The sequence below is a fragment of the Micromonospora sp. LH3U1 genome (genome assembly GCF_028475105.1).
In the GTDB taxonomy this organism is placed as follows: Bacteria; Actinomycetota; Actinomycetes; order Mycobacteriales; family Micromonosporaceae; genus Micromonospora.
Genome location: NZ_CP116936.1, coordinates 4,397,689 through 4,412,961 on the forward strand (window position 1 = coordinate 4,397,689; position 15,273 = coordinate 4,412,961).

General features: G+C 69.9%; 11 protein-coding genes. 8 read left to right on the plus strand and 3 right to left on the minus strand.

What is annotated here, in order from left to right:
• Nucleotides 1-45: 45 nt before the first annotated feature.
• Nucleotides 46-642 (minus strand): hypothetical protein, encoded by a 597-nt coding sequence (locus tag PCA76_RS20130; protein WP_272612008.1) that lies wholly within the window; start codon nt 640-642, stop codon nt 46-48.
• 208 nt (nt 643-850) lie between these two features.
• On the opposite strand from PCA76_RS20130, the gene PCA76_RS20135 reads away from it, so the two are divergent.
• The 4 genes from PCA76_RS20135 (at nt 851) to PCA76_RS20150 (ending at nt 6,945) form a co-directional block, all read left to right on the plus strand.
• Nucleotides 851-1,231, plus strand: a complete 381-nt coding sequence (locus PCA76_RS20135) for a YccF domain-containing protein (protein WP_272619486.1) — start codon at nt 851-853, stop codon at nt 1,229-1,231.
• 186 nt (nt 1,232-1,417) lie between these two features.
• Complete coding sequence (gene helR / locus PCA76_RS20140; protein WP_272612009.1) at nt 1,418-3,553, plus strand: RNA polymerase recycling motor ATPase HelR; 2,136 nt, start codon at nt 1,418-1,420, stop codon at nt 3,551-3,553.
• Between the two features lie 74 nt (nt 3,554-3,627).
• Nucleotides 3,628-6,420: an AfsR/SARP family transcriptional regulator gene (locus tag PCA76_RS20145; protein WP_272612010.1), complete on the plus strand. Its 2,793-nt coding sequence runs from the start codon at nt 3,628-3,630 to the stop codon at nt 6,418-6,420.
• Between the two features lie 105 nt (nt 6,421-6,525).
• Nucleotides 6,526-6,945: a hypothetical protein gene (locus tag PCA76_RS20150; RefSeq protein WP_272612011.1), complete on the plus strand. Its 420-nt coding sequence runs from the start codon at nt 6,526-6,528 to the stop codon at nt 6,943-6,945.
• Between the two features lie 121 nt (nt 6,946-7,066).
• On the opposite strand, the gene PCA76_RS20155 is transcribed toward PCA76_RS20150, so the two are convergent.
• Complete coding sequence (locus PCA76_RS20155) at nt 7,067-9,151, minus strand: PQQ-dependent sugar dehydrogenase (protein ID WP_272612012.1); 2,085 nt, start codon at nt 9,149-9,151, stop codon at nt 7,067-7,069.
• A gap of 412 nt (nt 9,152-9,563) precedes the next feature.
• Here PCA76_RS20155 and PCA76_RS20160 point away from each other — a divergent pair, with 412 nt between their 5' ends.
• The 3 genes from PCA76_RS20160 to PCA76_RS20170 are packed head-to-tail and all read left to right on the plus strand — an operon-like array spanning nt 9,564 to nt 13,523.
• Nucleotides 9,564-11,531 (plus strand): serine hydrolase domain-containing protein, encoded by a 1,968-nt coding sequence (locus tag PCA76_RS20160; RefSeq protein ID WP_272612013.1) that lies wholly within the window; start codon nt 9,564-9,566, stop codon nt 11,529-11,531.
• A 43-nt stretch (nt 11,532-11,574) separates the two neighbouring features.
• Nucleotides 11,575-12,870 carry a sensor histidine kinase gene (locus tag PCA76_RS20165; protein ID WP_272612014.1) on the plus strand — a complete coding sequence of 432 codons (1,296 nt, stop codon included), beginning with the start codon at nt 11,575-11,577 and terminating at the stop codon, nt 12,868-12,870.
• Complete coding sequence (locus PCA76_RS20170) at nt 12,867-13,523, plus strand: response regulator (RefSeq protein WP_272612016.1); 657 nt, start codon at nt 12,867-12,869, stop codon at nt 13,521-13,523. Before PCA76_RS20165 ends, PCA76_RS20170 begins: the two co-directional genes overlap by 4 nt.
• A gap of 52 nt (nt 13,524-13,575) precedes the next feature.
• Here PCA76_RS20170 and PCA76_RS20175 read toward each other — a convergent pair whose 3' ends face one another.
• The gene (locus tag PCA76_RS20175) at nt 13,576-13,941 is read right to left on the minus strand and encodes a hypothetical protein (RefSeq protein WP_272612017.1); all 366 of its coding nucleotides are present in this window, start codon (nt 13,939-13,941) and stop codon (nt 13,576-13,578) included.
• A 205-nt stretch (nt 13,942-14,146) separates the two neighbouring features.
• Here PCA76_RS20175 and PCA76_RS20180 point away from each other — a divergent pair, with 205 nt between their 5' ends.
• Nucleotides 14,147-15,265: a sulfite oxidase gene (locus tag PCA76_RS20180; protein ID WP_272612018.1), complete on the plus strand. Its 1,119-nt coding sequence runs from the start codon at nt 14,147-14,149 to the stop codon at nt 15,263-15,265.
• Nucleotides 15,266-15,273 lie beyond the last annotated feature (8 nt).

Below are 15,273 nucleotides of genomic sequence, written 5' to 3' on the forward strand. Positions count from 1 at the left end.
CAGGCCGGCAAGCTGGTCCCGACCAAGGTCGCGAGCGTCATCGTCTCAGTGGACGGTCAGGGGCGGCTCGACCCGCTCACCCTCCTGCCGCAGAGCCGGCAGCGCCGGCGCGAGTGCGGCCAGCATGCACAGGCCGCCGATCGGGAGCAGGTCGAGGGTGACCACCGGCAGGACGATGCCGGCGAGCAGCAGCGGAACGCTCCACCACGGCAGCCGCCGCTTGGCGGCGAGCAGGCCCGCGAGAACGACCAGACCGAGGAAGAAGAACTGGGGTACGACGTCGTAGAAGGCCACCTCGACGCCGGGGATGTCCTTGAAGTCCGCGCTGAGCGCCGACATCTCCGCCCGGTCCGCGGCCAGAAGCCCTTCCACGATGTCGGCGACGAACTGCACCATCGTCGCGGCGAGCCCCACCAACGTGAAGGCCACCACCCCGGTGCGCCAGCGGCTGCGTGGCAGCAGGCGGGACAGCGCGAGGACTCCCGGAACGAAGAACACCATGCCGGCGAGGGCAACCAGGTGCGCGGCCTGCCAGTCGAACCCCGGGCCGTAGACCCCGTCAGATCGTGCCCACAGACGGACGAGGCCGTAGGCCGCGATGCCGACCGGCCCGGCGATCACATAGAGCGCAGCGCGTTTCATGCCAGCCATCATCTGGCCGCCGGCACCCGCCCGGCCTCCGGGAACTTCCCTCGCCTGGCCCTGGGTTCCGTCTCAGGTCTTCCACCGAGTAACCCGCAGTCCACAGCGCCAGGCCCGCGGGCAGGCGCCCCAGATTGGGTACGCGGCGGCTGGCGCTGTGCCTCGACGGACGAACCGCCGGGTGGCGAGCATCGCTCATGCTGGAGTGGTGATTCGATTCGTACTGAATGTGCTGTGGCTCATCTTCGGCGGTGGCATCGTGCTGGCGGTCGGCTACGGCGTCGCCGCGCTGATCTGCTTCGCCCTGGTCGTCACGATCCCGTTCGGCGTCGCGTCGCTACGCCTCGCCGTCTATTCGCTGTGGCCCTTCGGCCGCACCCTGGTGCCGAAGCCCGGCGCGGGCGTCGCCTCCGGGTTCGCGAACATCCTCTGGGTCGTGCTGGCGGGCTGGTGGCTCGCGCTGTCCCACATCGTCGCCGGCATCGCCCTCTGCGTAACGATCATCGGGATTCCGTTCGGCATCGCCAACTTCAAGCTCGTCCCGGCCGCGTTCTGGCCCCTCGGCCGCGAGGTCGTCGACGCGCCGTGACCGGCGGGGTGAGCGCGGTGGGTGGTTTGGCGGCGGGAGCGGATCGGGAGCACGCGGTCCCTTGCTCTTCTAACGTATAGCGCACTGGGGGGCTTGCGGCAAGACCCCGGTCGTGCCGCAAAATCGTCGGCCGAGGCCTGAATCTGCCGAAATGGAAGTCATGAATTGAATTCCTTGCCTACCTCCGTGTTCGACCTTCCCGGTCACCTCTCCCCCAAGGCTGCCCCGGCGCTGATCAACGGCGACGAGCAGCATTTCGCGGCCATGGCGGAGAGCCTCGCGCAGTCGCACGCCGAACTGACCGAGCGGCTCGCCACCGAGCGCAGAGCACCCGGCGGCAAGGGCCGGCAGGCGGTGGACCGGGACGAGGAGGTCCGCCGGCTGACCACCCGGCTACGCGCACTGAGTCGCTACGGTCTGGACCTGTGCCTCGGCCATGTGGTCGGCGCGGACAACCCCGAGCCCGCGTACATCGGGAGACGTGGCCTCACGGACAGCACGGGTCGACGGCTGCTGCTCGACTGGCGCTCCCCCGCGGCCGAGCCGTTCTTCGGTGCGACCCACGCCAACCCGATGGGGCTGGCAAGCCGCCGCCGGTATCGCTGGACCCGTGGCCGGATCACCGACTACTGGGACGAGGTGTTCACCCCCGACGGGTTCGTGGGGCACGCCGTCGCCCTCGACGACCAGTCCGCGTTCATCGCCAGCCTGGGCAGCGCCCGGTCGACCCGGATGCGAGACGTGCTCAGCACGATCCAGGCCGACCAGGACGCCATCATCCGCGCCGGATCGGCCGGCGCGCTCGTCGTCGACGGTGGTCCGGGCACGGGAAAGACCGTCGTCGCCCTGCACCGCACCGCCTATCTGCTCTACTCCGACCCTCGCCTCGGTCAGCGCCGCGGCGGCGTGCTCTTCGTCGGGCCGCACCAGCCCTACCTGGCCTACGTCGCCGATGTCCTCCCCAGCCTCGGTGAGGAGGACGTGCAGACCTGCACCCTGCGGGACCTCGTCACAGAGGGCGCCGCGGCAACCGTCGACACCGACCCGGAGGTGGCCCGGCTGAAGTCCTCCGCGGACCTGGTCAAGGCGATCGACGCGGCGGTCAGGTTCTACGAGGACCCGCCGGTCACACCGATGACGATCACGACCGAAGAGGGCGACATCCGGCTGAGCGCCGACGACTGGGCCGACGCGTTCCAGGCGCCGGGCCCCGGCACCCCGCACAACGAGGCGCGGGACGAAATCTGGGAGGAACTGCTCACGATCCTCGTCGACAAGCACGACGGCGACGGGCCGGATGACCTGCTCCGCAGGTCGCTGCTGCGGAACAGGGAGTTGCACACGACCTTCAACCGCGCCTGGCCGGTGCTTGAGGCAGCCGACATCGTGGGAGACCTGTGGTCGGTGCCCGCGTACCTGCGGAAGTGTGCGCCCTGGCTCAGCCCGGAGGAGGTTCGGACGCTTCAGCGTGGCGACGCCCGGGCCTGGACCGAGTCCGACCTACCCCTCCTGGACGCGGCGCGGCAGCGGCTCGGCGACCCGGAGAGATCACGGCGTGAGCGTCGGCGCGACCCCGCTGCCGCCGTGGAACGCGAGCACATGGCCAGGGTCGTCGACGAACTGATCGCGGCCAACGCCTATGACGACGGTGAAGGTCTGCTCACGATGCTGCGCCAACCAGACCTACGCGACGTCCTGGTCGACGACTCCGCACTGCCAGTCGCCGACCTGGACCTGCTCGCCGGGCCTTTCGCGCACATCGTCGTGGACGAGGCTCAGGAACTGACCGATGCCCAGTGGCAGATGCTGCTGGCACGCTGCCCGTCGCGCAGCTTCACCATCGTGGGAGACCGCGCCCAGGCCCGGCACGGGTTCACGGAGTCGTGGCAGGAACGCCTCAAGCGGATCGGACTCGACCGGATCACGCAGACCTCCCTGACCATCAACTACCGGACGCCGGAGGAGGTCATGGCGGAGGCCGAGCCGGTCATCCGGGCCGTGCTTCCGGACGCCAACGTGCCGACCTCCATCCGCAGCAACGGGCTCCCCGTCGTACACGGATCGGCTTCTGAGCTGGGCTCGATCCTCGACACCTGGCTCGCCGCGCACGCCGACGGGATCGCCTGCGTGATCGGCGACCCGACATTCCCGCCGACGTCCCGCGTCCGGTCGCTGAGCCCGGAGCAGGCCAAGGGGCTCGAGTTCGACCTGGTCGTCCTCATCGATCCGGACGCCTTCGGCACGGGCATCGAAGGGGCGGTCGACCGCTACGTCGCGATGACCCGGGCAACCCAGCAACTCGTGATCCTGACGACTGTCTGAGGGCCCTTTTCCGAGTGCTGGACGGGCTTCGACGCCGCCGTCGAGAGCGGTCGATACCCGTTACGCTGCGCCCTGTGGAGTTCCAGGTGCTCGGGGATGTCGCGGCCAGCCACCGGGGCAGCCCGATTGAGCTGGGCCGACGACAGGAGCGCTGCCTGCTGGGGTTGCTGCTGCTGGAGCCCGGCCGGGTGATGCTGACCGAGCGCCTGATCGAACTGCTGTGGAATGACGTCGACGCGGCGGATCGGCGCGCGACCCTCCATACCTACGTGGCTCGACTGCGGCGGCGGCTCGCGCCGTACGGGGTGCGCATCGTCACGCGCAGCGCGGGTTACCTGATCGACGTGGACCCCGCGACGGTCGACCTGCACCGATTCACGGCGGAGGTGGACCGGACGCGCACGATCGCAGAGCCGGCAGCCCGTGCGCAGGCCCTGGCGACGGCCCTCGAGCTGTGGCGCGGTCCGCTGCTGGCCGGCGTCGGAGACGAGGACCTGCGTCGGCGGCTCGGGCGCGGTCTGGAGGAGCGGCGGCTCGCCGCATTCGAGCGGCGGGTGGAAGCCGAGCTGGCGGCTGGTGAGCATGTCCGCGTGGTGGGGCTGCTGGCCGATCTGGTGCGGGAGTTCCCGACCAGGGAGCACGGGATCGAGCTGTTCATGCTGGCGCTGAGTCGGGCGGGCAGGCGTACCGAAGCGTTGGAGGTCTACCGCAACGCGCGCCGAGCGCTGGTGGAGGAGTTCGGTGTCGAGCCCGGCCAGGACCTCCAGCGCCTGCACCAGCGAATCCTCGCCGACGACCCGGATCTCGCGTTGCCCACACCCGCCGGCGCTGAGGCAGCCTCCGCCACGCCGAGGCACCTTCCGCGTGATGTCCCGGGCTTCGTGGGCCGCGGTGCGGATCTCGCGGCCCTGGACGACGTCGTCCGTGTCGACGGCGTGTCCTCGGGCGTCACCGCGGTCTGCACGATCGGCGGAATCGGCGGAATCGGCAAGACAGCGCTGGCGGTGCACTGGGCGCATCGTGTGGCCTCGCACTATCCGGACGGCCAGGTGTTCGTGAATCTTCGCGGCCACGGGCCGGACTCGCCGACCCGTCCGATCGACGCGCTCGGCCAGCTGTTGAGAGCGCTGAGCGTGCCACCGGAGCGGATACCCCTCGACGTCGACGAGGCATCGGCCCTGTACCGGTCGACGCTCGCGAACCGGAGGGTGTTGGTCCTGCTCGACAACGCTGTCTCCTCCGAGCAGGTGCGGCCACTACTTCCGGCGTCGGCGCACTGCCTGACGGTCGTCACCAGCCGCAACCGCCTCGACGGGCTGGTGGCCCACGAGGGGGCGCAGAGCCTACGGTTGGGTCAACTGTCGGACGACGAGGCGTACCACCTGGTCGCGACGATGATCGGCACGGATCGTGCGGCAACGGCGGGCCGGGACCAGATCTTCCGGCTGGCGACGCTCTGCGGAAACCTGCCACTGGCCCTGCGCGTCGCCGCCGCGCGGATCGTCGTGGACGACCGTCTGACCGTCCAGGATCTGCTGCGGGAACTGGCGAACGCCACAGAGCGGCTGTCCGGGCTCGCCGTCGAGGGCGACAGCGCGGTACGCGGTGTCTTCGCGGTGTCCTACCGCGCGCTGCCGGCCGCCTCGGCGCGCGTACTCCGGCTGTTGGGCCTCGTGCCGAACACGGCGCTGTCGGCTGCGGCGGTGGCGCTTCTCGCGGGCCGACCCGAGAGTCAGATCCAGGAATGCATCGAGGACCTGGTGGATCGGCACCTCCTCGACGACGACGGCACGGGCCGCTACCAGATGCACGATCTGCTGCGGCTGTACGGCAGGGAGCGGGCTGAGCTGGAGGACTCCGACGGCCACCTGGCGGTGGGACGCCTCGCCGACGCGTACGTCCAGCAGGGCGTGGCCGCCCAAGCCGTGTTCCACCGCCTCCGCGCATCGGTACCCATGCGCATCGCGCATCCCCTCGCGGAGGCACCAAGCTTCGACTCGCTGGACGCCGCCAGCGCGTGGTTCCAGGTGGAGGGCGGCAACCTGGTGGCGCTGGTCAGGATCTGCGATGGCCTCGGGCTGGCGCGAGAGACCTGGCAGCTGGCCGACTGCCAGTACAGCTTCCTCGTCCGAACCCATGCGCTGACGACGCTGCGTGAGACTCACGAACTGGGGGTGGTCGCGGCTCGCCTCGACGGCCGGCCGGACGGGGAGCGGCTCATGGCGAACGGGCTCGGTGTCGCCTACGCGTTGGGGCGTGATTTCGACCAGGCGATTCGTTGGATGGAGAACGCCGCGCAGGTCAACCTGGAGCAGAGTTCGCCCCGCGACGAGGTCGTCAGCAGGATGAACATCGGGAACGCCTATGGACAGAAGGGCGACTGGGACGAGTCTGAGAAGCACCTGCGCCTGGCCCTGGCTGGTGCCCGGCAGCTGGATGACATGTTCATCCTGTGTGTCTGCCTGAGCAATCTCGGGTGGCTCTACACCGAGCAGGGCAGGGCGCAGGAGTCGCTCGCCCTCCTCGAAGAGGCGCTCGGGATCGCCGTCGACCACGACATTCGGCAGCAGATTCCGCCACTCGAAGTGCACCTCGCCCACCAGAACGCGAACCTCGCGCGGTACGCGGACACGGTTGAGCACGCCAGGGCAGCGGTGGCGTTGCGACACCTCGGAGATCATCTCAGTACCGCTCGGGGGCTCTACTGGCTCGGCGTGGGTCTCGACGGTCTGGGCGCCAGCGCGGAGGCGGTCGGCTGCTGGCAGGAGTCCCACGCGTTGATGACCGAAATCGGTAGCGGCGACGCCGAGTATCCCGCCGCCGCCCTCGCGCGGGCCGGCCAGCGCGCGCAGACCAAACCGGCCTGAGCCGGCCGGTCACCCCACCGTGGTAAGGGTTTGGTCAGATCACCGCGCCACTCTGCGACGTGCGGCCGGCGTAGGAAAACTGGCCGGAACCCAGAGGGAGGGGCAATGTTCAGGAGCATCGCTCGGATCGGCGCGATCGTACTGATACTGGCCGCAGCAGCGCTTGCGCCGTCCGCCCCCGCGTCGGCGGACTCGGGCGGCGGCTGTCGTAACCACGGGACCTTCTCGAACCCGTACGTCTGCATCAGTGTCCGCAGTGGTATGACCAATGGACTCGTCGGCGACTTCTATCTCAACTCCACTCCGTCTGGCGAGCGACGTGCCAACATCCAGATCATCGCGTGGTGCGGCGGCAGCATCGCCGCGATCTCCAATCCCTATTGGTGGACCATCGTCCCCAATCACTCACCTGCGGTCGGCCTGTACAAACCATGCTCAACTGGTTACGCACGGACAAACGTGAACTTCTACAACGTCAACAACTCGTTCATGTACACGGCGACCAGCCCGTACCAGTACTGGTGACCCTGGGCAGCCTGAACACCAACCGTCTCCGCAGGGCCAGCACGGGGTGGCCCTGCGGAAACGCCGTCTGCTGAGGCGCGGTGCTCCTCAGATCGAGACCCGGCAGGTAGGACCCGCCACACTAGTTGCCGAGCGTGACGTGCAGGATCTTCTCGTTGCTGTTGTTCGGGATGCTGTCCTTGTCACCGAGATTGGTGGTGGTCAGCCACAACCCCCCGCCGGGGGCCGGTTCCACCGTCCGCAACCGACCGTAGGTGCCGCTGAAGTACGTCTGCACGTTCGTCAGGCTGCTGCCGCTGATCACCGCGCGATACATCCGGGCACCCCGTGCGCAGGCCACGTAGAGCGCGTCACGCACGATCGTGATGCCCGAGCAGGACCCTTCCGCGGTCGGGTAGGTGCGCGCCGGCGCGATGAACCCGGCGGTGTTACAGGTGCCACTGGTGCCCTCGCACGCCGGCCAGCCGTAGTTGCCTCCCCGGGTGATCAGGTTGGTCTCGTCCATGATCGAGTTGCCGAACTCCTGCTCCCACAGCCGGCCCTGCGAGTCGAACGCCAGCCCCTGCGGGTTGCGGTGGCCGTAGCTCCACACGTAGTTGCCGAACGGGTTGTCCGAGGGGACGGTCCCATCCGGGTTGAGTCGCAGAATCTTGCCCTCGAGGCTCGACCGGTCCTGCGCGTAGTTGCCGTTCTGCGCGTCACCCGTGCTGGCGTACAACTTGCCGTCCGGGCCGAACCGGAGGCGACCGCCGTCGTGGTACTTGTTCCGCCGGATTCCGCTGACCAGCACCTGCTCGCTGGCGGTGTTGAGCTGGCCGTTCTCCAACCTGATCCGCACGATCCGGTTGTCGCTGGGCGAGGTGTGCATGATGTACAGCCAGCGGTCGCTGGTGTAGCTGGGCGAGACGGCGAGGCCCAGCAGGCCGCCCTCACCTTCGGTGCTCTGCACGTTCGGCACCGTGCCCACGGTGGTCTTGGCCCCGGTGGTGGGGTTGAGCTGGACGATGTCGTGCGCATCGCGGCGGTTGTAGAGGACGGTGCCATCCGGCAACGTGACCAGCCCCCACGGGATGTCGGTGTCGGTGGTCACCTGCCGCACCCCGCACACCGGGTTGGCGCACGCCGCGCCGGTGGTCACCGTCGTGGTGCCGCTGCGCGATGAGGCATTGTCCTGCGCGTCCCGGGCCACCACGTAGTACTGGTACGCGGTGTTCGCCGACAGACCGCTGTCGGTGAACGTGGTCGCCGGCGGTGCGCCGGTGACCGTGCCGACCTTCACGCCACCCCGGTGGATGTCGTACGCCCGGACCCCGATGTTGTCGGTCGACGCGGCCCAGCGCAGTGTCACAGTGGTGCCCGACGCGGTGCCGGTGAGCTGTTGCGGCGCGGTCGGTGGCTGGGTGTCGACCTGGCAGGGCGGCGGTGTGATCGAGACAGTGGTACTCGCCTGGGACACGTTGCCGGCGGCGTCACGGGCATTGACGTACAGGCCCCAGGTCGCACCGGCGACCACCGTGAGGTTGGTGGACAGCGTCGCGCCGCTCACCGAGGTCATCAACTGACCGTCGTGGTAGACGTCGTAGAAGGCCACCGCGACGTTGTCCGTCGAGGCGTTCCACGCGAACGTCACCGAATTGCACGTCAGGCCGCTCACCCGCGGGCTGCCCGGCGCCGTGGGCGGCTGACTGTCGGTGCTGCCCAGGGACGTCGTCCACCGCTGGTTACCCTGCCCGTTGCAGGTCCAGAGACCGACGGTGGTGCTGTTGGCGGTGCCGGCGCCGGTCACGTCCAGGCACAGGCCGGACTGGACGCCGACGATGGTCCCAGAGGTGTTGATCCGCCAGCGCTGGTTCGCGCCGCCGTTGCAGCCGTTGATCTGCAGTGCGGCCGGCGCGGTGGTGTCCTGGCCGACCACGTCGAGACACATCGTCGCGTCGTACACCCGCAGTTCGCCGGCCGAGGTGAAGGTCCACGCCTGGTTGGCCTGACCGTTGCAGTCGTAGATGTTGATGCCGGTCCCGGCCGTCCTGACGTTGCCGACCACGTCCAGGCAGCGGCCGCTCGCAGCGCCGACCACGGTCGAGGGGCCTGCGGCCGATGCCGGCACGCCGACCGCCAGGGCCAGCAGCGTCACCGCTGCCACCGCCGCCGGCAGCAGCCGCCATCGTCGTGGATGACGCGGGTTGTTCCGGACGAAGTGTCGCATCGGTCCTCCAGGGTTGCGGCACCGACCGGACGACCCAGCGCCCGACCACGCCGAACGATGAACATCGACCATCAAAGATGAACTGATGGCACAAGTCAACGATGTCACTCGATCGTGGACAAAGCCGGAGTTCGATGCGATGTCCGGAAAGGCGGGTATCCGGGCCACCCGGTGACCGTGCGCCCGGGCGACCACGGCCCTCCTCCTCAAGTCGTAAGTCGATTGCCGTCCTGCGCCAGATGGCGGGGCGCGATCGCTCCAACAGGCTTGTCTCAAGGCATCGGGTGACGCCGTACGGACCTGCTCCGGACACCCGTTCGGCCTGGAAAGGCACCAGCAGACAATGCGCTCTCTCGATGTTCTTCGACGCCACTCACCTCGACCCGGCGGAGCCCTCGTCCGACTCGGCGCGGTGGTGGCGACAGCCGTCGCCGTGGCCGTGACCGCTGCGGGCTGCGGCGCGCCGCGGAGCAACCCGGCACCGTCCGTCGACACTCCGGCCGCGCCCGCTGGCACGGGTGGTGCGGGCCCCGCCCTGACCGACACCGACGTCAACGCCTGGCTCGACGGTCTGCTGCCAGCCGCGCTCGACCGCACCGGCATCGCGGGGGCCACGGTCGCCGTCGTGGACGACGGAAAGATCATCACCGCGCGGGGGTACGGCCACGCCGACACGGGCGACGGTGGCACCCGGGCCGTACCGGTCGACCCGGACCGGCATCTCTTCCGGGTGGGATCGGTGTCGAAGCTCGCCACCGCCACCGCGGTACTGCAACTCGTCCAGAGCGGCGCTCTCGACCTCGACGCGGACGTCGAGACGTACCTCGATTTCGATCTGCCGCGCAGCTACGAGCGAGCCGTCACCCTGCGGCACCTGCTCACGCACACCGCCGGTTTCGAGGAGCGGATCGCCGGCCTCATCGGCACCGAAGGCGGCCGTGTCGACCTCCGCGAGGCTCTGGTGACCGACCCGCCGGCGCAGATCTACGAGCCCGGCACCGTGCCCGCGTACTCCAACTACGGCAACGCGCTGGCCGGTTACATCGTCGAGCGCGTCAGTGGGATGCGCTTCGAGGAGTACGTCCAGCGCAACGTCCTGGACCGCGCGGGCATGGCATCGTCGACCTTCGAACAGCCACTCCCGGCGAACGTGCGGGATCGGATGTCGAACGGGTACGACACCTCCACCGCACCCGCCGCGCCCTTCGAGATCGTCGGCACGCCCCCGGCCGGTGCGCTGAGCGCCCCGGCGACGGACATGGCCCGTTTCATGCTCGCCCAGCTCGGCGAGCCGGTGGGCTTCGCACCCCTGCTGGACCAGCCGACCCGCGAGCTGATGCAGCGCCCGGCACTCGACGCCACGTCGCTCGGCACGCTGGCCGACGGCCCCCGGATGGCTCTCGGGTTCTTCGACGAGAGTCGTAACGGCCGCCGGATCCTCGGCCACGGCGGCGACACCATGTACTTCCACTCCCACCTGCAGATCTACCCCGACGACCGGGCCGGCATCTTCATCTCACTCAACAGCAACGGCTCGGGCGCGCTCGACAACCACGAACTTCGTCAGGCGGTCGTGAACGGCTTCGCCGACCGCTACTTCCCCGCCCGGAACGGCCAGTCGACCGGGAACGTCGACGCGGCGACCACCGCCGAGCACGCCGCACTGGCGGCCGGGACGTACGAGTCCTCCCGGGCGATGCGGAGCAACTTCCTGACGACGATCGGCCTGGTCGGTCGGACGACGGTCAGCGTCGCCGACGGTGACCGGTTGCTGTTCGAGCCGGGCCCGCTGTCCGATTCCCCCGCCCTCTACGAAGAGGTGGCGCCGTGGGTCTGGCGCGAGGTCGGCGGGCAGCGCACGATCGCCATGCGGGCGGCCGACAACCGGGTCGAGGCGATCAGTTTCGACTCCGCGTTCGCGCTGCTGCCCGTCACACCCGCACGAGGCTCCGCGGTGGCCGTCCCGGTGCTCGCCGCGTCGACCATCGTGCTGCTGCTCACCGTCCTGTCCTGGCCGATCGGCGCGATCGTCCGACGCCGGCTCGGCCGCGCCCCACGGGAGCGGGCGGGGCGCACCGCGCGAATCCTGAGCCGCCTCGCCGTCGCCGGTACGCTGCTCGCGCTCGCTGGTTGGGTGCTGAGCATCGCCAGCATCATGAGCCTGCGGGAGGTCCCCGCTGCCGTCCTGCGCACCGCACAGGTGCTGCAACTGGTCGGCCTGCTGGGTGTGCTGCCCGCCGCCGTCCGGCTGGTCGACGACGTCCGACGCCACGTCGGCTGGCGAAGGATCGTCGGCAGCGGCCTGATCCTGCTCGCTCTCGCCGGTGCGGGATGGTTCGCCGTCGAGTTCCGGTTGCTCGCCCCTAGCATCTCCTACTGACCCACCCGACCCGGGGACGATCCGGAGCAAGGATGCGCACCGCATGAGGGACCACACCGGCACCGAGCCCGGCTCACCGCGACTGACGAGGTGGATCGACGGACGGCTCACCCGGCTCGGAGTGCTGGGAGTGTTCTCCCGGGACTGCCTGCTGGCGGCGGTTCTGACCGTACTGACATTCGCCCTCCTGACGGTGCTGCTCTGGTTCGTGGCACCGGAGGACGGAGTGTCCTTCGACCCGACGCGGGCCTGGCTGCTCGTCGCCATCTGCTGCGCCCAGGCGATGCTGCTGTGCCTGCGTCGGGTCCGGCCGCTGCTCTGCCTCGCGCTCGTCGTCGGCCTGCAACTGCCCGTCCTCGGCCTCTCCCTGCCCGAAGCGACCATCCGCGGCATCGCACCGTTCGTCGTGGCGTACACCGTCGGGTCGTTGCTACCGCTTCGGCGCGCGCTGCTGGCCGTCGGCGCGGCCGTGCTGGTGGAGTCGATCGGGGCGGCCGTTCTGGTGACCCCCGATCTCCTGACGGCCGTCGCGTACGTCTCCGCGAGCGCCCTGACCTACCTGGGCGCGACCTTCGTCGGCAGCTACGTGGCCACGTACCGACGCTACGTCGAGTTGGTCCGGGTGCGGGCAGAGGAGGCGATCCGGGAGCAGCGGACGAAGGTTCAGGCGGCGATCGGCGCGGAGCGCTCCCGGATGGCCCGGGAGCTGCACGACGTGGCGGCCCACCACCTGTCCGGCATGGTCGTGCAGGCGGCGGCGGTCGAGCGGCTGATCGACCGCGACCCGGCAGCGGCGAAGGCCGGGGTGACCTGGATCCGGACCCAGGGCAAGGAGACCCTGGACAACCTGCGGCTGATCGTCGGTGTGCTGCGCGGCCGGCCGGGACACGAGGGCGGCGACGGTGCCGCTCCGGTGCCGGGGCTGGGCATGCTCGACGACCTTGTCCGCACCGCGGGCAACCTCGGCGGCCCTGTCGAGCTCGTCCGGGAGGGGCAGCAGCGCGAGGTGTCGCCGATCGCCGACGTCGCGCTCTACCGGATCGCGCAGGAGTCCCTCAGCAACGTCCGCCAGCACGCACCGGGCGCACCGGTGCGGGTGGTGCTCCGCTTCCTGCCCCGCTCGGTGTCGCTGGAGGTGGTGAACGAACCGGCCGCCCCGCAACCCGCACCGGCGGCACGGACCGGCGGCGTCGGACTGGTGGGCATGCGCGAGCGCGCACAGCTGATCGGCGCGACGTTCACGGCCGGCCCGACCGCGGTCGGTGGTTGGTCGGTCACCGCGACGCTACCGACGAACGATCCCGTCGCGTCGCACCCGAAGGGAGAGACCCCGGCATGATCAGAGTGATGCTCGTCGACGACCAGGCGGTCGTACGCGCCGGCTTCCGCGTCATCCTCGAACAGGCGGGTGAGATCGAGGTCGTGGCGGAGGCGTCGAGCGGATCCTCGGCGATCGAGCTGGCCCGCCGGCTGCAACCGGACGTCATCTGCATGGACGTCCGGATGCCCCACGGCGACGGGCTCACCGCGACCCGACAGATCGTCGCGGACGCGCCGGGGACGCCGCCGGCGGTGCTGGTGGTGACGACGTTCGACCTCGACGAGTACGTCTTCGGCGCGCTGGAGTCCGGTGCCAGCGGGTTCATCCTCAAGGACTGTGAGCCCGAGGACCTCATCGAGGCGGTCCGTCGCCTCGCCAGCGGGTACGGGCTCGTCGACCAGGCCGTCACCCGCCGGGTCATCTCGGAGTTCGCCAGGCGTACGCCCGTTCCCCGCTCCGACGCCGCGGCGGCGCATCAGCTGACCGCGCGGGAGACCGAGATCGTGGAGCTGCTCGCGCAGGGCCTGTCCAACGTCGAGATCGCCGAGCAGCTCTTCATCGAGACCAGCACGGTCAAGTCGCACCTCGGGCGGGCCATGGCCAAGATCGGCGCACGGGACCGGCTGCAGACCGTGGTGTGGGCGTACCAGAACGGAGTGATCCACCGGTGACAGCCACGCCTCGGTCAGGCGGGTGCGGCCGTCACCGGCGAACCCGGGACGGTCAGGTGCGGGAGGTGGCCCAGGCGCCGCACGTGACACCGTTGAACACGCCATAGCGGGTGCAGACCCGGATGGTGATGTACCGGTTCTCGGCCACGTCCTCGTTGCAGGCGACGCGACCGCCGATGTTGTCGCCGCAGATTCCCGTTCGGCCGTAGCTCGTGTACCACTCGGCGTAGGAGGCGTAGTTGCCCGGGTAGGGGTCGTAGGTGTAGTGGGTGAGGGTGATGTAGTCGCCAGCGCTCTCAAAAAGGGCCGACCCGTAGGCGTTGCTGGAGTAGGCGTCGGCACTCGCCGGTGCCGCCGTTCCCGTCACCAGCGCCGCGATCATCGCACCCGAGATGGCCAGCGTTCTGAGCAACTTCATCGATCTCTCCCTGCCGTGGACTGTCCGGTGGAGCACCGGCTCCCGCTTCAGCTTGATCGACCGCAGCGCCCGCCGGAACCACCTCGAACAGTCCCGAACAACCTCGAACAGACGTCGCGACCCGCCCGACACCGGGGCCGGCTGGCCAGCCGGCAAGTCCTATTGGTTCAATAGGAATACCGTGAACGATCCGCAGGGGGCCCGAGTGACACTCTCCCTCCCGTCCGCCACCGAGGCGACAATCCTCAAGCCGCTCTCCCCACGCCTGCTCACCCCCCACGAGGGCAACGCCGAGATGCGCTGGGAGGCCATGGCGGGGCAGGGTCAGGTGGTCCCCATCGACCGGTTCTTCGTCCGCAACCACACCCGCAGCCCGCTGCTGGACGTCGACACCTGGCGGTTGCGCCTGTTCGGCACCGGCCTACGGGGCTCGCCGACACGGGACGACCCGGTCGAGTTCGACTACGGCGACCTCCGGGCCATGCCCGCCGAGGAGACCACCGCCCTGCTGGAGTGCGCGGGCAACGGGCGCCGCTTCTTCGCCTCCCAGCAGGCCCGCCCGGCACCGGGCGTGCCGTGGACCCTCGGCGCCGTGGGGGTGGCGCGCTGGCGGGGCGTACGACTGTCGACCGTTCTTCGCCACGCCGGTCTGACCGACACCGCGGTCGCCGTGCAGCCCGAGGGTCTCGACCCGGACTACGTCACCGGCGGGGAGAACCTTGGCCGGGTACGCCGACCGATACCGATCGGCAAGGCCCTCGACGACGTGTTGCTGGCGTACGAGATGAACGGACGGGCGCTGCCGGTCGACCACGGTTTCCCGGTGCGGTTGGTGGTGCCGGGCTGGATCGGCATCTTCTCGATCAAGTGGGTCGGCCCGATCGAGGTCTCCGCCACACCCCTCTTCTCCCCGTGGAACACCCGGTTCTACCGGATGTTCGGTCCCGGTCATCCGGTCGCTGGCAGACCCGTGACGACCACGGTGGTCAAGAGCGCCTTCGAACTACCGTGGGACGCCCGCGTTCCGGCCGGTGGGGAGGTGCTGCTGCGGGGCCGATCCTGGTCCGGCAACGGCCCGATCCGCACGGTCGACATCAGCACCGACGACGGGGCGACCTGGCGACCCGCCGACCTCGACCCCGCCGACGAGGGCGGGGCCTGGCAGCGATGGACGGCGCTCTGGCGCCCGCCGAGGCCCGGCCGGTGGACCCTGCGCGCCCGGGCCACCGACGTCACCGGGGCGGGCCAACCGGACCAGGCCCGTCCCAACGCTCTCGGGTACCTGTTCGACGGTGTCGTCCGGCACCCGGTGACGGCCGACTGACCGGCCCA

What these genes read in the sequence shown, in the direction of transcription:
- PCA76_RS20170 (WP_272612016.1), top strand. Translation starts at nt 12,867, where the DNA reads ATGATCAGAGTGATGCTCGTCGACGACCAGGCGGTCGTACGCGCCGGC.
- PCA76_RS20165 (WP_272612014.1), top strand. Translation starts at nt 11,575, where the DNA reads ATGAGGGACCACACCGGCACCGAGCCCGGCTCACCGCGACTGACGAGG.
- PCA76_RS20130 (WP_272612008.1), bottom strand. Translation starts at nt 642, where the DNA reads ATGAAACGCGCTGCGCTCTATGTGATCGCCGGGCCGGTCGGCATCGCG.
- PCA76_RS20155 (WP_272612012.1), bottom strand. Translation starts at nt 9,151, where the DNA reads ATGCGACACTTCGTCCGGAACAACCCGCGTCATCCACGACGATGGCGG.
- PCA76_RS20175 (WP_272612017.1), bottom strand. Translation starts at nt 13,941, where the DNA reads ATGAAGTTGCTCAGAACGCTGGCCATCTCGGGTGCGATGATCGCGGCG.
- PCA76_RS20150 (WP_272612011.1), top strand. Translation starts at nt 6,526, where the DNA reads ATGTTCAGGAGCATCGCTCGGATCGGCGCGATCGTACTGATACTGGCC.